Origin of the sequence: Enterobacter cloacae complex sp. FDA-CDC-AR_0132, from assembly GCF_003010695.1 — a bacterium.
In the GTDB taxonomy this organism is placed as follows: domain Bacteria; phylum Pseudomonadota; class Gammaproteobacteria; order Enterobacterales; family Enterobacteriaceae; genus Enterobacter; species Enterobacter ludwigii.
In genome coordinates this window covers 1,048,996-1,070,168 of record NZ_CP027618.1, presented here as the reverse complement: position 1 = coordinate 1,070,168, position 21,173 = coordinate 1,048,996, and the positions used below count along the sequence as shown (strand labels likewise).

The following is a 21,173-nucleotide window of genomic DNA, read 5'->3' as shown; positions in this document are numbered from 1 at the left end:
GCTGTCCTTAAGTTCGGATTCACTTACGCCATTTCGTCTGAAACGACAGGCCTTACTATACCCATTTCAATTTCTTGTTCTAAAAAGTTCGCGTTACTGGTAGGGATATTCAGAATAAGGCATGGCTTTATTCATGCGGTCTGTAAACCGGTGCGTTTACGTGAAAGAGGAATATACAGGTGTGTACTGGAATCTCCCCGCGAGGGCCGCGGGGAGGGGAGAGCAGGATTAACGGTCGCGCTGAACGGCGATATGGGCAAGGCCAATGAGCGCATCGCGCCATGGGCTGTCCGGGATGACCTGAAGTGCGGCGATGGCTTTATCCGCCTCTTCTTCGGCACGTTGACGTGTCCAGTCCAGCGATCCGCAAATGGCCATTGTTTCCAGCACAGGTTCCAGAAGATGACGACCATTTCCCTGCTCGATCGCTTCACGGATCATTTTCGCCTGGTCGGCTGACCCGTTGCGCATCGCGTGGAGTAGCGGCAGCGTCGGTTTGCCTTCGTTCAGGTCATCGCCCACGTTTTTGCCGAGCGTTTCGCCGTCTGCACTGTAATCCAGCAAATCATCAATCAGCTGGAATGCGGTACCCAGATAACGGCCATAGTCCTGCAGCCCTTTTTCCTGGGCTTCGCTACAGCCAGCCAGAATGCCGGAACACTGTGCAGCCGCTTCAAACAGGCGCGCGGTTTTACTGTAAATTACGCGCATGTAGTTTTCTTCGGTGATGTCAGGGTCGTTGACGTTCATCAGCTGAAGCACTTCGCCTTCAGCAATCACGTTAACGGCTTCAGACATGACCTCCAGCACTTTCAGCGAACCCAGGCTGGTCATCATCTGGAAGGCACGGGTATAGATAAAATCCCCCACCAGGACGCTGGCAGCATTGCCAAAGGCGGCGTTGGCGGTGGCTTTACCCCGGCGCATGTCTGATTCATCCACAACATCATCATGAAGAAGCGTCGCAGTGTGAATAAATTCGATCAGTGCCGCGATCGCGACGTGAGCATTTCCCTGATAGCCGACGGCTCGGGCAGCCAGGATGGCAATCATCGGGCGAATGCGTTTACCGCCGCCGCTGACGATGTAATAGCCCAACTGATTGATCAGCTGAACGTCAGAATTGAGTTGCTCCAGGATTGCTGCATTCACACCCGCCATATCTTGCGCGGTTAACTCGTTGATTTTTTCTAAATTCATCGCAAAAGCCGGGCTTTTTATCCTGTTTATCCCATCTTCAATGGGGTAACGAAGGGTTAGGTTTATCAATAGTAGTGCTGATTGTACTGAAAAAACGGCTCAGATAAACGTTACCTTACGCGTTGTGTTTTTTTTCTTCATGTATTGATGGTAGCACTTGTCAAAGGCTCGCGTTTTGCGTAATATTCGCGCCCTATTGTGAATATTTATAGCGCACTCTGATTCATACGAGGATGTGCGCGGAAGCGGAGTTTATATGTACGCGGTTTTCCAAAGTGGTGGTAAACAACACCGAGTAAGCGAAGGTCAGACCGTTCGCCTGGAAAAGCTGGACATCGCAACTGGCGAATCTGTTGAGTTCGCAGAAGTTCTGATGATCGCAAACGGTGAAGAAGTCAAAATCGGCGTTCCTTTCGTTGATGGCGGCGTTATCAAAGCTGAAGTTGTTGCTCACGGTCGTGGCGAGAAAGTTAAAATCGTTAAGTTTCGTCGTCGTAAACACTACCGTAAGCAGCAGGGCCACCGTCAGTGGTTCACTGATGTGAAAATTACTGGCATCAGCGCCTAAGACCTGAGGAGAGATTTAAATGGCACATAAAAAGGCTGGCGGCTCCACACGTAACGGTCGCGATTCAGAAGCTAAACGCCTGGGCGTTAAGCGTTTCGGTGGCGAATCCGTTCTGGCGGGTAGCATCATTGTTCGTCAACGTGGCACCAAATTCCACGCTGGCAACAACGTAGGTTGCGGTCGTGACCACACTCTGTTTGCTAAAGCAGACGGTAAAGTGAAATTTGAAGTTAAAGGCCCGAACAACCGTAAATACATCAGCATCGTTGCTGAGTAAGGTTTTCTCGGTCCGGTAACGGATTAAAGCCCCGCAACCTGTTGCGGGGCTTTTTACATTGGAAACCCGGTAATTTTTTCTGTAGGGAAAACGGGCATGAAGCAGCAGGCCGGCATTGGTATTCTTTTGGCGCTCACGACCGCAATGTGCTGGGGTGCGCTGCCAATTGCAATGAAGCAGGTACTGGAAGTGATGGAGCCGCCAACGGTGGTGTTTTATCGCTTTCTGATGGCAAGTATCGGCCTTGGGGCCATCCTCGCGATCAAAGGTAAGCTTCCGCCGTTGCGTATCTTCCGTAAACCGCGCTGGCTGGTGTTGCTGGCTATCGCGACGGGTGGCCTGTTCGGTAACTTCATACTGTTCAGTTCTTCCCTGCAGTATCTTAGCCCCACGGCGTCGCAGGTGATTGGTCAGCTTTCACCGGTCGGCATGATGGTCGCCAGCGTCTTTATCCTCAAGGAGAAGATGCGTGGCACGCAAATTATCGGGGCGAGCATGTTGCTCTGTGGTCTGGTGATGTTCTTCAACACCAGTCTGATAGAGATTTTTACCCGACTGACGGATTACACCTGGGGTGTGATCTTCGGAGTGGGAGCAGCAACGGTTTGGGTGAGTTATGGCGTCGCGCAAAAGGTGTTATTGCGTCGTTTGGCCTCACAGCAGATCCTCTTTTTGCTGTACACTTTGTGTACAATAGCATTATTGCCGTTAGCAAAACCGGGTGTGATTACCCAGCTTAGCGACTGGCAACTGGCGTGCCTCATTTTTTGTGGGCTGAACACGCTGGTCGGTTATGGCGCGCTGGCCGAAGCGATGGCGCGCTGGCAGGCAGCACAGGTGAGCGCACTCATTACGCTTACCCCGCTGTTTACGCTGTTATTTTCAGATTTGTTATCAATGGCCTGGCCCGATGTCTTCGTCAGACCGATGCTCAACATGTTGGGCTATCTCGGTGCGTTTGTCGTGGTTGCGGGCGCGATGTATTCCGCCATTGGTCATCGTCTTTGGGGGCGTTGGCGCAAAAATGAAGCGGTCGTAGTAGTCCCCCGCTCAGGCGAATGAGTTACGGAGAGTAAAATGAAGTTTGTTGATGAAGCGACAATCCTGGTCGTGGCAGGTGATGGCGGCAATGGTTGCGTGAGCTTCCGCCGTGAGAAATATATTCCACGTGGCGGTCCTGACGGCGGTGACGGTGGGGACGGCGGTGACGTGTGGCTGGAGGCGGATGAGAACCTCAACACGCTGATCGACTACCGTTTCGAAAAATCCTTCCGCGCTGAGCGTGGTCAGAACGGTCAAAGCCGTGACTGTACGGGCAAACGCGGTAAAGACGTGACCATTAAGGTTCCGGTCGGTACGCGTGTGATTGACCAGGGGACGGGCGAAACCATGGGCGATATGACCAAACACGGTCAGCGTCTGATGGTGGCGAAAGGCGGCTGGCACGGTCTGGGTAACAGCCGTTTCAAATCGTCCGTTAACCGTACCCCGCGTCAGAAAACGATGGGTACGCCGGGCGACAAGCGCGATCTGCAGCTGGAGCTGATGCTTCTGGCCGATGTCGGGATGCTGGGTATGCCAAACGCCGGTAAATCGACGTTTATTCGCGCGGTCTCTGCAGCCAAGCCAAAAGTGGCGGATTATCCGTTTACCACGCTGGTACCAAGCCTGGGCGTTGTCCGTATGGATAACGAGAAGAGCTTTGTGGTTGCTGATATCCCGGGTCTGATTGAAGGTGCTGCAGAAGGTGCCGGTCTGGGTATCCGCTTCCTGAAACACCTTGAGCGCTGCCGCGTACTGCTGCATCTCATCGATATCGATCCAATCGACGGTTCCGATCCGGTAGAAAATGCCCGCATCATTATCGGCGAGCTGGAAAAATACAGCGAAAAACTGGCGAACAAGCCGCGCTGGCTGGTCTTTAACAAGATCGATCTGATGGATAAAGCGGAAGAGAAAGCGAAAGCCATTGCTGAAGCGATGGGCTGGGAAGATAAATACTACCTGATCTCCGCGGCAAGCCAGGTTGGCGTGAAAGATCTGTGCTGGGATGTGATGACCTTTATCATCGAGAACCCGGTTGTTCAGGCTGAAGAAGCGAAACAGCCAGAAAAAGTCGAATTCATGTGGGATGACTACCACCGCCAACAGCTCGAAGAGCTGGAAGTGGAAGAGGAAGAAGACTGGGACGACGACTGGGATGAAGACGACGAAGAAGGTGTCGAGTTCATCTACAAGCACTAATCGCAGTTTAAAGCCCCCGGAAGGGGGCTTTTTTATTGCAGGCTGGACGGCAACCAGCAGCTGGCGATTAAGCCGCCCTCAGCACCATTCTCCAGCGTCAGCTTGCCGTGGTGGAGCTGCACGATACGTTGCACAATGCTCAGCCCCAGGCCGCTGCCACCGTAGCGCTGGTCAAGACGACGGAACGGTTCAGTAATCAACTGGCGGTGCGCTTCATCTATCCCCGGCCCCTGATCGATAACGCTGACCTGTGTCCCCCCGTCAACGTCGGCCAGAGTCACGCGAATCGTTGTGCCTGACGGACTGTAGCGCCCGGCGTTCTCAAGCAGATTGCGCAGCATCAAACGCAGAAGCACCGCATCACCCTGCACCGTGAGCGGGCTTTTGTCCGGCCATATCACCGTATGCTCTTTGGCTTCATGTCCAAGACCGAGCGGCATGATGATATCGTCTGTCCAGTTGACGGTTTCATAGTGACCGCTCGCCATCGCCTGTCCGGCACGGGACAACATCAGCAGTTGCTCAACCGTGTGCATCAGCTGATCGATACGGGTAATTAACGTCGTGGCCTGTGGAGAGCCAGACTGTGCCATCAGTTCCAGATGCAGTCTGATCCCCGCAAGCGGCGTTCGCAGCTCGTGAGCGGCGTCCGCGGTGAAGAGACGTTCCTGTTGAATGGTGTGATCCAAACGGGCGAGGAGCTGGTTGAGCGAGGTTGTGACGGCACCAATTTCTTCCATGTCGGAATAGACAGGGAGCGGGGTTAAGTTATCCGCCGAGCGGTTCGCCAGGCTGACGCGCAGTTGATTCAGCGGCCGGGTTATCCAGGTGACCGCCCAAAATGAGAAGCACAGCGTAAAACCGACCATCACCAGGGAGGGGACCAGCAGCGAGGCAATCGCTTCACGGATCTCTTTCTCGACATGATTATTGCGCGATTTCGCTGAGAGCGTTTCGTTGACCAGAAAACCAATCTGTTCACGGCTTTCATGCCAGAGCCAGATCACGCTTATCAGCTGGAAAAATAACAGAATGACCGCCAGCAGAACCATCAATCGCCGACGCATGCTGTTCATTTCTGGCTCTCCAGACGATAGCCTACGCCACGGACAGTTTTAATCCGGTCTTTACCCAGCTTGCGACGCAGATTGTGAATATGCACTTCGAGGGTATTTGAGCCGGGATCGTCCTGCCAGGAATAAATATCCTGCTGCAGGGTTTCGCGGTGTACCGTTTGTCCGCTGCGCATAATCAGGCGCGTCAGCAGCGCGAACTCTTTAGGGGTTACTTCAACTGGCAGGGACTGGCACAGCACCTGCTGGGTTTGCAGATTCAGCGTAATATCGCCGTCGGTCAGTAAGTTATCGCTGTGTCCCTGATAACGACGAATCAACGCCCGTACCCGCGCCTGAAGCTCCGCAAGGGCAAACGGTTTCACCAGGTAATCATCAGCGCCAGAATCGAGGCCATTGATACGATCTTCAATGGCATCCCGTGCCGTCAGGATCAATACTGGATTGGCGATACCCCGGCGGCGCCACTGGCTTAGCTGCGTAGCGCCGTCTTTATCCGGTAAGCCTAAATCGAGGATCACCAGACTGTACTCGCCGCTCTGGATCAGGGCATCCGCCTCAGCCGCCGTGGCGGCGCAGTCGAGGGCATATCCTTCATTGGCCAGCGCCAGAGCCAGCCCTTCCTGCAATAACAGATCGTCTTCAACTATGAGTAGTTTCATCGCTAGTTATTCTGGTAGATGTCCTTATAAAGCCTGCTTTCGAAGCGAACCAGTGGAATACGACGATTACGCTGGTCGGTCGGTTCGACGGCATAGCCGGAAAGATACTGCACGAATGCCATGCGTTGCCCGCTGGCGGTAGTGATGAAGCCTGCAAGGTTATAAACCCCCTGCAGTGAACCTGTCTTGGCTGAAACTTTTCCGTCCACCCCGGCCGCATGAAGGCCGGCACGGTACTGAAGCGAACCGTCATGCCCGGCAAGTGGCAGCATCGAAATAAAGTTTAGCTCAGTGTCATGTTGTGCAATGTACTGAAGTACTTGCATCATCGTTGCCGGGGAGATCAAATTATGCCGCGATAACCCGGATCCATCGACGGCAATGGTGTTGCCAAGATCGATCCCCGCCTGTTGGCGCAGGATCTGACGCACGGCGTCGGAACCCGCACGCCAGGTTCCTGGCACGCCGAAACGCGCGTGACCAATCATGCGGAATACCGTGTCAGCAATCATGTTGTCAGACTTTTTCAGCATAATCCGTAGTAAATCGTGCAGCGGCGCAGATTGTTTGCTGGCGATGACCGTACCGGGTTGATTAACCTGCGTCTGGCGCAGCAGGGTACCGGAATAGGTTATTCCCGCCTGCTTCAGTTCATCCTTGAGAATGGCACCCGCATAGCTTGCGCCATCCTGTATCGCAAAGGCCAGCGGCAATGGGTCGGCGCGCTGTGTCAGGCACCCGGTCAGCGTGAAGCGGTTAAGATCGCCTGGTACCACGTCCAGCTCGCAATACTGCGCATCCGGGGAGCCTTTTGCGAGGGTACGAACCTGGCTGAACATCGTCACCGGGTAGTAAGACGCCACGCGAATAAACGCTAAGTCATCCGGTTTTGGCGCGCTGTAAAGTGAAATGGAGAAGCAGTTACGATCCACAATCGCGGCGGCTGGCGGAGCGCTAAAGCACTGCGTCATGTCATTCCACGGCCATCCTGGCGCTTTATCGTGGCTGGCAAAAATAGAGGTGTCGATTAACACGTTGCCATCAATCTTCTGCACGCCAGATTTTTTCAGCGACGCGACCATGTTGCGGATATCCTGGCGTTTAAACGTAGGATCTCCCCCGAAACGAGCGATAAGATCGCCTTTCAGTTCGCCACCCTCGATGTTGCCTTTGGTCTCGAGCGTGGTGGTAAAACGGAAGTCAGGTCCAAGCTGAAGCAGGGCGGCGAGTGCGGTGATCACCTTCTGGGTACTGGCAGGCAGCGCCATCTGTTGACTGTGATAGTCAATCTCTGGCGACTGCGCCCCGACCTTCTGCACCATCAAGGCAAGGTTGGCACCTGCGGGTAGCTGATTAATGTACTCATCAACATTCGCGGCCTGAACGCTGAACGCTATACTGGTAGTCAATCCGATGATAAATCTGGAAAATCGCATAATCTCGCGCTAACAACCCGAAAACAAACCGTCATACTACGGTGCATAGCACTGCAAAGTAAACGATGACCCATAGTGAACTTCGCGGTAAAATGCGTATCAAATTGAAAATTGTTGCTGACCTGGGGCTTCGCTCCCGGGTCGGTTTTCTTTTTGCTTCTGGCCCGCTCATGGGGGCCGGGGCAGGGAACACTGCTCCCAACAGGAATGTTTAAGAGGTATAACAAATGCAAGCTATTCCGATGACCTTACGTGGTGCCGAAAAACTGCGCGAAGAGCTGGATTTTCTGAAATCCGTTCGTCGCCCTGAAATCATCGCCGCTATCGCGGATGCGCGTGAGCATGGCGACCTGAAAGAGAATGCTGAATACCACGCGGCGCGTGAGCAGCAGGGCTTCTGTGAAGGGCGTATTAAAGATATCGAAGCAAAACTGTCCAATGCGCAGGTTATCGATATCACCAAAATGCCTAACAATGGCCGCGTCATTTTTGGTTCAACGGTTACCGTGCTGAACCTGGACAATGACGAAGAGCAGACTTATCGCATCGTGGGTGATGATGAAGCGGACTTTAAACAGAATCTGATTTCGGTGAACTCCCCGATTGCTCGCGGCCTGATTGGCAAAGAGCAGGATGATGTTGTCACTATCCGCACCCCGGGTGGTGAAGTGGAATACGAAATTATTAAGGTTGAATACCTGTAATTCGCATCTCGACTAAGATGTTGATACATTGTAAAGAAAAGAAAAAGGCCGCATAGCGGCCTTTTATCAACTCAAGGAGCGTGGCATTTTGCTCACCTGCTGACAGAAATCCCTCGTTTTACACAGAAAATGTGTTCGATTCAGGATATCCTTAGCGTGGCAGCGAGATTTTACGCTCTTTAGATGGGCGATAGAGCACCAGCGTTTTACCGATGACCTGTACATTACAGGCACCCGTTTCACGCACGATGGCTTCCACGATCAGGTTTTTAGTGTCTCGGTCTTCAGAGGCGATTTTCACCTTGATCAGCTCGTGGTGTTCCAGCGCTTGTTCAATCTCGGCAAGCACCCCTTCGGTCAAACCATTGTTGCCAAGCATGACTACAGGCTTGAGCGGATGTGCCAGACCTTTAAGGTGCTGTTTTTGTTTAGTACTCAGATTCATCGTATATTTTTGCTTACGTTGGGATTGAAAACGGTTCATTCTACCGCCATCTCCCTTATATCGCCAAATAGCTGCGTAGAAATTTACGTCACAGGCAAGTAACGATGAACCAGGACGGAAATGTTAAATGACAGGTAAAAAGCGTTCTGCCAGCTCCAGTCGCTGGCTTCAGGAACACTTTAGCGATAAATATGTTCAACAGGCACAGAAAAAGGGGTTGCGTTCCCGTGCCTGGTTTAAACTTGATGAAATACAGCAAAGTGACAAACTTTTTAAGCCGGGAATGACGGTTGTCGATCTCGGTGCAGCACCTGGCGGATGGTCCCAGTATGCGGTTACGCAGATCGGCGGAACGGGCCGAATCATCGCATGCGACCTTTTACCAATGGATCCCATCGTCGGTGTCGACTTCCTTCAGGGCGACTTTCGTGATGAATTAGTGCTGAAAGCGCTACTTGAGCGTGTAGGTGATAGTAAGGTCCAGGTTGTCATGTCAGATATGGCACCAAATATGTGTGGAACACCGGCGGTGGATATCCCCCGCGCCATGTATTTGGTGGAGCTAGCGTTAGAAATGTGTCGTGATGTACTAGCGCCTGGTGGTAGTTTTGTTGTGAAGGTGTTTCAGGGCGAAGGTTTCGAGGAGTATCTTAAGGAAATTCGCTCCCTGTTTGCGAAGGTTAAAGTTCGTAAGCCGGACTCTTCCCGGGCCCGTTCCCGAGAAGTGTATATTGTAGCGACCGGGCGAAAATGATAACCCGCGTCTTTCAGACGAAAGTTTGAATGACACGGGATATAGAGTATCCTGACGCTGTTTTTAACACAGTTGTAATATGAGGTTAATCCCTTGAGTGACATGGCGAAAAACCTAATACTCTGGCTGGTCATTGCCGTTGTGCTGATGTCAGTATTCCAGAGCTTTGGGCCCAGCGAGTCGAATGGCCGCAAGGTGGATTATTCTACCTTCCTGCAGGAGGTCAATCAGGACCAGGTTCGCGAAGCGCGTATCAACGGACGTGAGATCAACGTTACCAAGAAAGATAGTAACCGTTACACGACTTACATCCCGGTGAACGATCCTAAGCTGCTTGATAACCTTCTGACCAAAAACGTCAAGGTGGTAGGTGAGCCGCCAGAAGAACCAAGCCTGCTGGCTTCTATCTTCATCTCCTGGTTCCCGATGCTGCTTCTTATTGGCGTCTGGATCTTCTTTATGCGCCAGATGCAGGGCGGCGGTGGCAAAGGTGCCATGTCGTTCGGTAAGAGCAAGGCGCGTATGCTAACGGAAGATCAGATCAAGACCACGTTTGCCGACGTTGCAGGTTGCGACGAAGCAAAAGAAGAAGTGGGCGAACTGGTTGAATACCTGCGCGAACCGAGCCGTTTCCAGAAACTGGGCGGTAAGATCCCGAAAGGCGTTCTGATGGTAGGGCCTCCGGGTACCGGTAAAACCCTGCTGGCGAAAGCCATCGCGGGTGAAGCGAAGGTGCCGTTCTTTACTATTTCAGGTTCTGACTTCGTTGAAATGTTTGTGGGTGTTGGTGCATCTCGTGTGCGTGACATGTTCGAGCAGGCCAAGAAGGCAGCACCGTGCATTATCTTCATCGATGAAATCGACGCCGTAGGCCGCCAGCGTGGCGCAGGCCTGGGCGGTGGTCACGATGAACGTGAACAGACGCTGAACCAGATGCTGGTTGAGATGGATGGCTTCGAAGGTAACGAAGGTATTATCGTTATCGCGGCGACTAACCGTCCGGACGTTCTTGACCCTGCGCTGCTGCGTCCAGGCCGTTTCGACCGTCAGGTTGTGGTTGGTCTGCCGGATGTACGTGGTCGTGAACAGATTCTGAAAGTTCACATGCGTCGCGTACCGCTGGCACCTGATGTCGACGCGGCAATCATCGCGCGTGGTACGCCGGGCTTCTCCGGTGCTGACCTGGCAAACCTGGTCAACGAAGCTGCACTGTTCGCTGCTCGCGGTAACAAACGCGTTGTGTCGATGGTGGAGTTCGAAAAAGCGAAAGACAAAATCATGATGGGTGCGGAACGTCGCTCCATGGTGATGACGGAAGCGCAAAAAGAGTCCACGGCTTACCACGAAGCCGGTCACGCGATTATCGGTCGCCTGGTGCCGGAACACGATCCGGTGCATAAAGTGACGATTATTCCGCGTGGTCGTGCGCTGGGTGTGACATTCTTCCTGCCGGAAGGCGATGCCATCAGCGCCAGTCGTCAGAAGCTGGAAAGTCAGATTTCAACCCTTTACGGCGGTCGTCTGGCTGAAGAGATTATTTACGGTGCGGAACATGTTTCGACCGGTGCGTCCAACGACATTAAAGTCGCGACCAACCTGGCACGTAACATGGTGACCCAATGGGGCTTCTCCGAGAAGCTGGGTCCCCTGCTGTATGCGGAAGAAGAAGGCGAAGTGTTCCTGGGCCGCTCCGTGGCGAAAGCGAAACACATGTCCGATGAAACCGCACGTATCATTGACCAGGAAGTGAAGCTGCTGATCGAGCGTAACTACAATCGCGCCCGTCAGATCCTGAACGATAACCTGGACATTCTGCATTCGATGAAAGATGCGCTCATGAAATATGAGACCATCGATGCTCCACAGATTGACGACTTGATGGCTCGCCGCGAAGTGCGTCCGCCAGCGGGTTGGGAAGACCCAGGCGCTTCCAACAATTCTGACAACAATGGCACACCGCGTGCGCCGCGTCCGGTCGATGAACCGCGTACGCCGAACCCGGGCAACACCATGTCAGAACAGTTGGGCGACAAGTAAGTCACTGCTGTTGAAGTCTATGTTTGCACCTCAAACCCTGGAGCTTGCTCCGGGGTTTTTCTTTTCTGTAAAACCATATTGATACCAGGGATTTGACCATGAAACTATTCGCCCAGGACTCGCATCTCGATCTCTCACATCCGCATGTGATGGGTATCCTGAATGTCACGCCTGACTCCTTCTCTGACGGCGGCACGCATAACACGCTTATCGAGGCTGTGAAGCACGCAAATTTGATGATTAACGCGGGCGCCACCATCATTGACGTAGGCGGGGAATCGACGCGCCCTGGGGCGGCAGACGTTTCGGTGGAAGAAGAACTGGCGCGCGTGGTGCCTGTGGTTGAAGCTATCGCACAGCGGTTCGAGGTGTGGATCTCCGTCGATACGTCTAAACCTGAAGTGATCCGTGAAGTCGCGAGAGTGGGTGCTCACATCATCAATGATATTCGCTCGCTGACGGAGCCTGGCGCACTGGAGGCAGCCGCGGATACCGGGCTACCGGTTTGCCTGATGCACATGCAAGGACAGCCGAAAACCATGCAGGAAGCGCCAAAGTATGACGATGTTTATGCCGACGTAAATCGCTTCTTTATTGAGCATATTGCACGTTGTGAACGTGCGGGTATCGCAAAAGAGAAATTGCTGCTCGACCCGGGGTTCGGTTTCGGTAAAAATCTCTCTCACAATTATGAGCTGCTTGCGCGCTTATCGGAATTCCATCATTTCGACCTGCCATTGCTGGTTGGTATGTCGAGAAAGTCGATGATTGGTCAGTTACTGAATGTAGGGCCGAGCGAACGTCTGAGCGGAAGTCTGGCCTGCGCTGTAATTGCGGCGATGCAGGGCGCGCACATTATTCGTGTCCATGACGTTAAAGAAACAGTAGAAGCCATGCGTGTAGTGGAAGCTACACTGGCAGCGAAGGAAAACAAACGCTATGAGTAATCGTAAATATTTTGGTACCGATGGTATTCGTGGGCGCGTGGGTGATGCGCCAATCACCCCTGATTTTGTACTGAAACTGGGCTGGGCGGCGGGTAAAGTCCTTGCACGTCATGGCTCTCGTAAAATCATCATTGGTAAAGATACCCGTATCTCCGGGTATATGCTGGAGTCAGCGCTGGAGGCCGGTCTGGCTGCCGCGGGGCTTTCCGCTTCCTTCACTGGCCCAATGCCAACGCCTGCTGTGGCATATCTGACGCGTACTTTCCGTGCTGAAGCAGGGATTGTAATTTCGGCCTCGCATAACCCGTTTTATGACAACGGCATTAAATTCTTCTCCATCGACGGCACTAAGCTGCCGGATGAAGTGGAAGAGGCGATCGAAGCGGAGATGGAAAAAGAGATTACCTGTGTCGACTCCGCCGAGCTGGGTAAAGCGAATCGCATTGTCGATGCTGCGGGTCGTTACATCGAATTCTGCAAAGGTACTTTCCCGAACGAACTGAGCCTGGCCCATCTTAAAATTGTGGTGGACTGCGCCAACGGTGCGACCTATCACATTGCGCCGAATGTTTTCCGCGAACTGGGTGCGAACGTGATTACCATCGGCTGTGAGCCTGATGGCCTGAATATTAACGAACAGGTGGGGGCGACTGACGTTCGTGCTCTGCAGGCGCGCGTTCTGGCGGAAAAAGCCGATCTGGGCATCGCACTGGATGGCGACGGCGATCGCGTGATCATGGTCGATCACGAAGGTAATAAGGTCGACGGCGACCAGATCCTCTATATCATTGCGCGTGAAGGTCTGCGTCAGGGCCAGCTGCGCGGCGGTGCAGTAGGCACGCTGATGAGCAACATGGGTCTGGAGCTGGCGCTGAAACAGCTGGGTATTCCGTTTGTCCGTGCAAAAGTGGGCGACCGCTATGTGCTGGAAAAACTGCAGGAAAAAGGCTGGCGCATCGGGGCTGAAAACTCAGGCCACGTGATCCTGCTGGATAAAACCACCACCGGAGACGGTATCGTCGCTGCGCTGCAGGTTGTTGCCGCCATGGCGCGCAACCATATGAGCCTGCACGATCTCTGCAGCGGCATGAAAATGTTCCCGCAGATCCTGGTGAATGTGCGTTTCACCGCCGGCAAAGGCGATCCGCTGGAAAATGAAAATGTGAAAGCGGTGATGGCTGACGTTGAAGCCGCCCTGGGCAACCGTGGGCGTGTTCTGCTGCGTAAATCTGGAACCGAACCGCTGATCCGCGTAATGGTGGAAGGCGAAGACGAGGCGCAGGTGAATGAATTTGCACACCGTATTGCGGATGCCGTAAAAGCTGCATAGTTTTTCACGTTAAGTGATTAAAAAGGCGGCGCTTGCCGCCTTTGTTTTGAGCAATTGATGGCTTTTTGCTGTTTTTTTCCGCAGTTGATACAATGCGTCAAAATTGCCCTTGCGAAGCACATTCGCTTTGGTTAGTATTCACACCCGCTTCAGTGGGAAACAAAAATCCTGCTAATTGGTCGAAGCATTGGTATGCGGCAAATCCGCAAGGAACAGGTTGATTATGTACGAAGCTCTTTTAGTTATTTTCCTTATTGTAGCCATCGCTCTCGTAGCGCTGATCATGCTGCAGCAAGGTAAAGGCGCTGATATGGGAGCCTCCTTCGGAGCAGGCGCTTCCGGTACGCTGTTCGGTTCAAGTGGTTCTGCGAACTTCATGACCCGCACAACGGCGATTCTGGCTACGCTGTTCTTCATCATCAGTCTGGCGCTTGGCAATATCAACAGCAACAAGACCAGCAAAGGAAGCGAGTGGGAAAATCTGAGCGCGCCAGCGAAAACTGAGCAGACTCAGCCAGCTGCACCGGCTAAGCCGACCAGCGATATCCCGCACTAAGTATTCAGTACCGAGGTGGTGGAATTGGTAGACACGCTACCTTGAGGTGGTAGTGCCCTAACGGGCTTGTGGGTTCGAGTCCCATCCTCGGTACCAATATTCCAGAAGAAAGACGTCGAAAGACGTCTTTTTTTTCGTCTGTAGATTTCGTCTGTAGAAGGAGCGTTTTCGTCGGCAGGTACGTTCGTGCCAGCGGGACCGGTTCTGCAGCGATCGTAAAAAAGGCGCCCACTGGGCGCCTTTTGCATTTCTGCGTAAGCCTTACTTCTTAACGCTGTGCTCCAGGTTTTCAACCTGCGGCAGGCCATTACCGGCGCTTGCGGAGAGCAGGCCATTCTCAACGTAGTTGAACAGCTTCTCACGGGTATCGGTGATGTCCAGGTTACGCATGGTCAGCTGGCCAATACGATCGTCCGGAGAGAACACGGATTCACCTTTCTCCATGGTCAGACGTTCTGCTTTATAAGTCAGGTTGTCGGACACGGTGTTCAGAATCGAGTAGTCATTCCCGCGACGCAGCTCCAGCGTCACTTCGCCGGTGATCGCGCTTGCCACCCAACGTTGCAGTGCATCGCGCAGCATCAGGGCCTGTGGGTCGAACCAACGGCCCTGGTACAGCAGTTTACCGAGCTGACGACCATGAGAGTGATACTGCTCGATGGTGTCTTCGTTGTGAATACCGGTCAGCAGACGCTCATAAGCGATGTGCAGCAGCGCCATCCCAGGGGCTTCATAGATGCCACGGCTTTTTGCTTCAATAATACGGTTCTCAATTTGATCGCTCATGCCCAGACCGTGACGGCCACCGATACGGTTAGCTTCCAGCATCAGTTCCACATCGTCAGAGAAGGTCTTGCCGTTCAGGGCAACCGGGTGGCCGCGCTCGAAACGAACGGTGACTTCTTCCGCCTGGATTTTGACGTTTTCGTCCCAGAACTTCACACCCATGATCGGGTTAACGATCTTCACGCTGGAGTTCAGGAATTCCAGGTCCTTCGCTTCGTGCGTCGCACCCAGCATATTGGAATCGGTAGAGTAGGCTTTCTCAACGGACATCTTATAGTCAAAGCCACAGGCGATCATAAACTCGGACATTTCATGACGGCCGCCCAGCTCGTCGATAAAGTCGGTATCGAGCCACGGTTTATAAATCTGCAGCTCGGCGTTGGTCAGCAGGCCATAACGATAGAAACGTTCGATATCGTTTCCTTTATACGTACTGCCATCACCCCAGATGTTTACGCCATCTTCTTTCATGGCGGCAACCAGCATGGTACCGGTCACTGCACGGCCCAGCGGGGTGGTATTGAAATAGGTCAGGCCGCCGGTAGTATTATGGAAAGCACCACACTGAATAGCAGCAATACCTTCAGCGACCAGTTGCTTACGGCAGTCAATCAGGCGCGCGTTCTCTGCGCCATACTCTTTAGCGCGACGAGGGATTGCATCATAATCGTCCTCATCCGGCTGACCCAGGTTCGCAGTATATGCATACGGAACCGCTCCCTTCTGGCGCATCCACAGCAGTGCAGCGCTGGTATCCAGGCCGCCTGAAAAAGCGATGCCAATACGTTGTCCTACCGGAAGATGCTTGAGAATCGTCGTCATAAAATAAAACCCTGCTTGATTGACTGATTAAGAGACCGCTTTCGCTCTCGATGCATGTTTATGCAAAATAAGTGAGTATTCATTTAATCATCTTTTGTCGATGACCGGAAGAGACTCGTGCGTTTTTTGTAAAATTTTCCCTTTGTTTGACCTGGCGGAAACTGGCTTGACAGGTGGGGTTCACTATCAATATACTAAACGCCGATTTTACGTCCCGTCTTCGGTACCAAATCCCAGCATTATTTGCAAATTCTCTCCAAAACGCGTAGAATTTGCCACGTTTCAGGCGCGGGGTGGAGCAGCCTGGTAGCTCGTCGGGCTCATAACCCGAAGGTCGTCGGTTCAAATCCGGCCCCCGCAACCACTTTCCCATAAAGTTCTTTTTCAAATATACTGTGAAGACTTAGAGCCTTCGTAGCTGGATTTGAAAAAATTCTTTCGGAGAGTGCTCCAGGCCGCAGTTGCGGCTATAGGGTTCAGTTATCTAAAGCCCCGATTTATCGGGGTTTTTTGTTATCTGACTACAGAATAACTGGGCTTTACGCCCTTTTTTTATGTCTTGGGGGTGGGCTTGTCCACATTAGAGCAAAAATTAACAGAGATGATTACTGCACCGGTCGAAGCACTGGGCTACGAACTGGTCGGCATCGAATTCGTTCGCGGCCGCACATCGACGCTGCGCATCTATATTGATAGTGAAGATGGCATCAATGTTGATGATTGTGCTGATGTTAGCCACCAGGTGAGTGCGGTTCTTGATGTTGAAGACCCGATTACCGTTGCGTACAACCTGGAAGTTTCCTCACCCGGCCTCGATCGCCCGATGTTCACGGCCGAGCACTATGTGCGCTTTACCGGTGAAGAAGTGGCTCTCGTTCTGCGTATGGCCGTACAGAACCGCCGTAAATGGCAGGGAATTATCAAAGCCGTTGATGGTGAAATGATCACGGTTACAGTCGAAGGCAAAGATGAAGTGTTCGCGCTGAGTAATATCCAGAAGGCGAACCTGGTTCCCCACTTTTAACAGTCTGGATTGAGGTGAAAAGCCCGCGATGAACAAAGAAATTTTGGCTGTTGTTGAAGCCGTCTCCAACGAGAAATCACTGCCGCGTGAGAAGATTTTCGAAGCGCTGGAAAGTGCACTGGCTACAGCAACCAAGAAAAAATACGAACAAGAGATCGATGTTCGCGTAGAAATCGATCGTAAAAGCGGTGACTTCGATACATTCCGTCGTTGGGTAATCGTTGAAGAGGTGACCCAGCCGACGAAAGAGATCACCCTGGAAGCGGCGCGTTTTGAAGACGAAAGCCTGAACGTGGGTGACTATGTTGAAGATCAGATTGAATCTGTCACCTTCGACCGTATCACCACGCAAACCGCAAAACAGGTTATCGTCCAGAAAGTCCGTGAAGCTGAGCGCGCGCTGGTTGTCGATCAGTTCCGCGATCAGGAAGGTGAGATCATTACCGGCGTGGTGAAGAAAGTAAACCGCGACAACATTTCTCTGGAAATCAAATCTGAAGGGCTGCCAGGTAACGCTGAAGCCGTTATCCTGCGTGAAGACATGCTGCCGCGTGAAAACTTCCGCCCGGGTGACCGTATTCGTGGCGTTCTGTATGCCGTACGCCCTGAAGCGCGTGGTGCACAGCTGTTTGTGACCCGTTCCAAGCCAGAGATGCTGATTGAACTGTTCCGTATCGAAGTACCGGAAATCGGCGAAGAAGTTATCGAGATTAAAGCGGCTGCCCGCGATCCGGGTTCACGCGCGAAAATTGCAGTGAAAACCAACGACAAGCGTATCGACCCGGTCGGTGCTTGCGTAGGTATGCGCGGTGCGCGTGTTCAGGCGGTTTCTACCGAACTGGGCGGCGAGCGTATCGATATCGTCCTGTGGGACGACAACCCGGCGCAATTCGTGATTAACGCAATGGCTCCGGCGGATGTGGCGTCTATCGTTGTTGACGAAGACAAACACACCATGGATATCGCTGTTGAAGCGGGCAACCTGGCGCAGGCAATCGGCCGTAACGGTCAGAACGTACGCCTGGCGTCACAGCTGAGCGGCTGGGAACTCAACGTAATGACCGTTGATGACCTGCAGGCTAAGCATCAGGCTGAAGCCCATGCGGCGATCGATACCTTCACGAAATACCTGGATATTGACGAAGATTTCGCCACTGTTCTGGTTGAAGAAGGTTTCTCTACCCTTGAAGAACTGGCCTATGTGCCAATGAAAGAGCTGCTGGAAATCGACGGTCTTGATGAAGCCACCGTTGAAGCCCTGCGTGAACGCGCTAAAAACGCACTGACCACCCTGGCACTGGCTCAGGAAGAAAGCCTTGGCGATAAGAAGCCGGCTGATGACCTGCTGAATCTGGAAGGTCTTGATCGTGCGATTGCGTTCAAGCTGGCTGCCCGTGGTGTTTGTACGCTGGAAGATCTCGCTGAGCAAGGCGTTGATGACCTGGCCGATATCGAAGGTTTAACCGACGAGAAAGCCGGCGAACTCATCATGGCCGCACGTAATATTTGCTGGTTCGGCGACGAAGCGTAATAAACTGTAGCAGGAAGGAACAGCATGACTGATGTAACTGTAAAATCGCTGGCTGCCGAGATTCAGACCTCCGTGGACCGCCTGGTACAGCAATTTGCTGATGCAGGGATCCCGAAGTCCGCTGATGACTCGGTGAACGCGCAAGAAAAACAAACCTTGTTAGCGCACCTGAACCGTGAACACGGTTCGACGCCTGACAAGCTGACGCTGCAGCGCAAAACGCGTAGCACGTTGAATATCCCTGGTACCGGTGGTAAAAGCAAATCGGTACAAATTGAAGTCCGCAAGACACGCACCTTTGTAAAACGTGATCCGCAAGAGGCAGAACGCCTTGCTGCGGAAGAGCAGGCACAGCGTGAAGCGGAAGAACAAGCTCAGCGTGAGGCAGAAGCGACTGCCAAACGTGAAGCAGAATTAAAAGCTGAACGTGAGGCCGCAGAAAAAGCGAAGCGCGACGCAAGTGATAAAGTGAAGCGTGAAGCTGCGGAAAAAGACAAAGTGAGCAATCAACAGACCGACGAAATGACAAAAACCGCCCAGGCTGAAAAAGCCCGCCGTGAAAATGAAGCTGCCGAGCTGAAGCGTAAAGCGGAAGAAGAAGCCCGCCGCAAGCTTGAAGAAGAAGCTCGCCGTGTAGCTGAAGAAGCGCGCCGTATGGCTGAAGAAAACGAGAAGAACGGTGTGAACCCTGCTGAAGCGTCTGAAGACACCAGCGATTATCACGTCACCACTTCTCAGCATGCGCGCCAGGCAGAAGACGATAACGACCGTGAAGTTGAAGGTGGTCGTGGCCGTACTCGCAGCACCAAAGCTGCTCGCCCAGCTAAAAAAGGCAACAAGCACGCTGAATCTAAAGCTGACCGTGAAGAAGCACGTGCAGCGATCCGCGGTGGTAAAGGCGGCAAGCGTAAAGGTTCCGCACTGCAGCAGGGCTTCCAGAAGCCAGCTCAGGCTGTTAACCGTGACGTAGTGATTGGTGAAACCATCACCGTTGGCGATCTGGCCAACAAAATGGCGGTTAAAGGCTCTCAGGTCATCAAAGCGATGATGAAACTGGGCGCAATGGCCACCATCAACCAGGTTATCGACCAGGAAACTGCGCAACTGGTAGCCGAAGAGATGGGCCACAAAGTTATCCTGCGTCGTGAAAACGAGCTGGAAGAAGCAGTAATGAGCGACCGTGACACCGGCGCAGCGGCAGAACCGCGCGCGCCTGTAGTGACCATTATGGGTCACGTTGACCACGGTAAAACCTCTCTGCTCGACTACATTCGTTCGACGAAAGTGGCCTCCGGTGAAGCGGGTGGTATTACCCAGCACATCGGTGCGTACCACGTAGAAACCGACAACGGCATGATCACCTTCCTGGATACCCCGGGTCACGCAGCGTTTACCTCTATGCGTGCTCGTGGTGCTCAGGCAACGGATATCGTTGTACTGGTTGTTGCTGCAGATGACGGCGTGATGCCGCAGACCATTGAAGCTATCCAGCACGCGAAAGCGGCGCAGGTGCCTCTGGTGGTTGCAGTGAACAAGATCGATAAGCCAGAAGCTGACATGGATCGCGTTAAAAACGAACTCTCCCAGTACGGTGTTATGCCGGAAGAGTGGGGCGGTGAAGCGCAGTTCATCCCAGTATCTGCGAAAGCCGGTACCGGTATCGACGACCTGCTGAACGCTATCCTGCTGCAGGCTGAAGTTCTGGAGCTGAAAGCGGTTCGTAAAGGTATGGCGAGCGGCGCGGTTATCGAATCCTTCCTGGATAAAGGTCGGGGTCCGGTTGCAACCGTTCTGGTTCGTGAAGGTACGCTGCATAAAGGCGATATCGTTCTGTGTGGTTTCGAATACGGTCGTGTTCGTGCGATGCGTAACGAACTGGGCCAGGAAGTTCTGGAAGCAGGTCCGTCCATTCCAGTGGAAATTCTGGGCCTGTCCGGTGTGCCGGCTGCGGGCGATGAAGTGACCGTCGTACGTGACGAGAAGAAAGCGCGTGAAGTTGCACTGTATCGTCAGGGCAAATTCCGTGAAGTTAAACTGGCTCGTCAGCAGAAATCTAAACTCGAGAACATGTTTGCGAACATGACCGAAGGCGAAGTTCACGAAGTGAACATCGTTCTGAAAGCCGACGTTCAGGGTTCTGTGGAAGCGATCTCCGACTCCTTGCTGAAACTGTCTACTGACGAAGTTAAAGTGAAGATCATCGGTTCTGGCGTAGGGGGTATCACCGAAACCGACGCCACCCTGGCTGCTGCATCCAATGCAATCCTGGTCGGCTTCAACGTACGTGCTGACGCGTCTGCACGTAAAGTGATTGATGCTGAAAGTCTGGATCTGCGTTACTACTCCGTCATCTATAACCTGATCGACGAAGTGAAAGCTGCGATGAGCGGCATGCTGTCTCCAGAGCTGAAACAGCAGATCATCGGTCTGGCTGAAGTGCGTGACGTGTTCAAATCACCGAAATTTGGTGCGATCGCGGGCTGTATGGTTACCGAAGGTATCATCAAACGTCACAACCCAATCCGCGTACTGCGTGACAACGTGGTTATCTACGAAGGCGAGCTGGAATCCCTGCGCCGCTTCAAAGATGACGTTAACGAAGTCCGTAACGGCATGGAATGTGGTATCGGCGTGAAGAACTACAACGACGTTCGCGTTGGCGACATGATCGAAGTGTTCGAGATCATCGAAATTCAGCGTACGATTGCTTAATCATCGATGCAGGCCGGGTAAGCAAAGCGCCACCCGGTAATAATTTTAAAAGGGGCTTTTTGCCC

The 21,173-nt window shown here is 52.9% G+C and carries 19 protein-coding genes and 2 tRNA genes; 15 read left to right on the top strand and 6 right to left on the bottom strand.

The features are described 5' to 3' along the window. Positions 1 to 228: 228 nt before the first annotated feature. Positions 229 to 1,200: an octaprenyl diphosphate synthase gene (gene ispB / locus AM379_RS05170; protein ID WP_106503523.1), complete on the bottom strand. Its 972-nt coding sequence runs from the start codon at positions 1,198 to 1,200 to the stop codon at positions 229 to 231. A 256-nt stretch (positions 1,201 to 1,456) separates the two neighbouring features. On the opposite strand from ispB, the gene rplU reads away from it, so the two are divergent. From rplU to cgtA, 4 genes are all read left to right on the top strand, one after another. Next, positions 1,457 to 1,768: a 50S ribosomal protein L21 gene (gene rplU / locus AM379_RS05165; protein WP_003025032.1), complete on the top strand. Its 312-nt coding sequence runs from the start codon at positions 1,457 to 1,459 to the stop codon at positions 1,766 to 1,768. Positions 1,769 to 1,787: 19 nt separating this feature from the next. Beyond that, complete coding sequence (gene rpmA / locus AM379_RS05160; RefSeq protein WP_004385076.1) at positions 1,788 to 2,045, top strand: 50S ribosomal protein L27; 258 nt, start codon at positions 1,788 to 1,790, stop codon at positions 2,043 to 2,045. A gap of 96 nt (positions 2,046 to 2,141) precedes the next feature. Continuing rightward, entirely contained in the window at positions 2,142 to 3,107 is a 966-nt protein-coding gene (locus tag AM379_RS05155; RefSeq protein WP_014171799.1) for a DMT family transporter, read from the top strand. A 15-nt stretch (positions 3,108 to 3,122) separates the two neighbouring features. Beyond that, a complete protein-coding gene (gene cgtA / locus AM379_RS05150; RefSeq protein ID WP_106503522.1) occupies positions 3,123 to 4,289 on the top strand; it encodes an Obg family GTPase CgtA in 1,167 nt (388 codons plus the stop codon). 32 nt (positions 4,290 to 4,321) lie between these two features. Here cgtA and pmrB read toward each other — a convergent pair whose 3' ends face one another. Genes pmrB through dacB form a run of 3 tightly spaced genes read right to left on the bottom strand, consistent with a single transcriptional unit; the run spans position 4,322 to position 7,460 of the window. Continuing rightward, positions 4,322 to 5,365, bottom strand: a complete 1,044-nt coding sequence (gene pmrB / locus AM379_RS05145; protein WP_020883533.1) for a two-component system sensor histidine kinase PmrB — start codon at positions 5,363 to 5,365, stop codon at positions 4,322 to 4,324. After that, positions 5,362 to 6,024, bottom strand: coding sequence for a two-component system response regulator PmrA (gene pmrA, locus AM379_RS05140; protein ID WP_014171795.1), 663 nt, complete (start codon positions 6,022 to 6,024; stop codon positions 5,362 to 5,364). The genes pmrB and pmrA overlap by 4 nt, the downstream gene beginning before the upstream one ends. Before the next feature lie 2 nt (positions 6,025 to 6,026). Beyond that, positions 6,027 to 7,460: a serine-type D-Ala-D-Ala carboxypeptidase gene (gene dacB / locus AM379_RS05135; protein WP_025202924.1), complete on the bottom strand. Its 1,434-nt coding sequence runs from the start codon at positions 7,458 to 7,460 to the stop codon at positions 6,027 to 6,029. Positions 7,461 to 7,687: 227 nt separating this feature from the next. On the opposite strand from dacB, the gene greA reads away from it, so the two are divergent. Beyond that, positions 7,688 to 8,164: a transcription elongation factor GreA gene (gene greA / locus AM379_RS05130; protein WP_014171793.1), complete on the top strand. Its 477-nt coding sequence runs from the start codon at positions 7,688 to 7,690 to the stop codon at positions 8,162 to 8,164. 151 nt (positions 8,165 to 8,315) lie between these two features. On the opposite strand, the gene yhbY is transcribed toward greA, so the two are convergent. After that, positions 8,316 to 8,609, bottom strand: a complete 294-nt coding sequence (yhbY, locus tag AM379_RS05125; protein ID WP_003861814.1) for a ribosome assembly RNA-binding protein YhbY — start codon at positions 8,607 to 8,609, stop codon at positions 8,316 to 8,318. A 127-nt stretch (positions 8,610 to 8,736) separates the two neighbouring features. Here yhbY and rlmE point away from each other — a divergent pair, with 127 nt between their 5' ends. The 6 genes from rlmE (at position 8,737) to AM379_RS05095 (ending at position 14,329) form a co-directional block, all read left to right on the top strand. Next, positions 8,737 to 9,363, top strand: a complete 627-nt coding sequence (gene rlmE, locus AM379_RS05120; RefSeq protein WP_014171792.1) for a 23S rRNA (uridine(2552)-2'-O)-methyltransferase RlmE — start codon at positions 8,737 to 8,739, stop codon at positions 9,361 to 9,363. A gap of 102 nt (positions 9,364 to 9,465) precedes the next feature. Continuing rightward, positions 9,466 to 11,400: an ATP-dependent zinc metalloprotease FtsH gene (gene ftsH / locus AM379_RS05115; protein ID WP_025202925.1), complete on the top strand. Its 1,935-nt coding sequence runs from the start codon at positions 9,466 to 9,468 to the stop codon at positions 11,398 to 11,400. 98 nt (positions 11,401 to 11,498) lie between these two features. After that, positions 11,499 to 12,347 (top strand): dihydropteroate synthase, encoded by an 849-nt coding sequence (folP, locus tag AM379_RS05110; RefSeq protein ID WP_063925620.1) that lies wholly within the window; start codon positions 11,499 to 11,501, stop codon positions 12,345 to 12,347. After that, positions 12,340 to 13,677: a phosphoglucosamine mutase gene (gene glmM / locus AM379_RS05105; RefSeq protein ID WP_014171789.1), complete on the top strand. Its 1,338-nt coding sequence runs from the start codon at positions 12,340 to 12,342 to the stop codon at positions 13,675 to 13,677. Before folP ends, glmM begins: the two co-directional genes overlap by 8 nt. 223 nt (positions 13,678 to 13,900) lie before the next feature. Then, a complete protein-coding gene (secG, locus tag AM379_RS05100) occupies positions 13,901 to 14,233 on the top strand; it encodes a preprotein translocase subunit SecG (protein WP_020883537.1) in 333 nt (110 codons plus the stop codon). Positions 14,234 to 14,242: 9 nt separating this feature from the next. Continuing rightward, positions 14,243 to 14,329, top strand: a tRNA-Leu gene (locus AM379_RS05095). A gap of 165 nt (positions 14,330 to 14,494) precedes the next feature. Here AM379_RS05095 and argG read toward each other — a convergent pair. After that, positions 14,495 to 15,841: an argininosuccinate synthase gene (gene argG, locus AM379_RS05090; RefSeq protein WP_020883538.1), complete on the bottom strand. Its 1,347-nt coding sequence runs from the start codon at positions 15,839 to 15,841 to the stop codon at positions 14,495 to 14,497. Between the two features lie 287 nt (positions 15,842 to 16,128). Here argG and AM379_RS05085 point away from each other — a divergent pair. From AM379_RS05085 to infB, 4 genes are all read left to right on the top strand, one after another. Beyond that, a tRNA-Met gene (locus AM379_RS05085) sits at positions 16,129 to 16,205 on the top strand. 207 nt (positions 16,206 to 16,412) lie between these two features. Then, positions 16,413 to 16,865 carry a ribosome maturation factor RimP gene (rimP, locus tag AM379_RS05080; RefSeq protein WP_014833432.1) on the top strand — a complete coding sequence of 151 codons (453 nt, stop codon included), beginning with the start codon at positions 16,413 to 16,415 and terminating at the stop codon, positions 16,863 to 16,865. Positions 16,866 to 16,893: 28 nt separating this feature from the next. After that, on the top strand, positions 16,894 to 18,396 hold the full coding sequence (gene nusA / locus AM379_RS05075; protein WP_014171785.1) for a transcription termination factor NusA: 1,503 nt from the start codon (positions 16,894 to 16,896) through the stop codon (positions 18,394 to 18,396). A gap of 24 nt (positions 18,397 to 18,420) precedes the next feature. Then, positions 18,421 to 21,108, top strand: coding sequence for a translation initiation factor IF-2 (gene infB, locus AM379_RS05070; protein WP_014171784.1), 2,688 nt, complete (start codon positions 18,421 to 18,423; stop codon positions 21,106 to 21,108). The last annotated feature ends 65 nt before the right edge of the window (positions 21,109 to 21,173 follow it).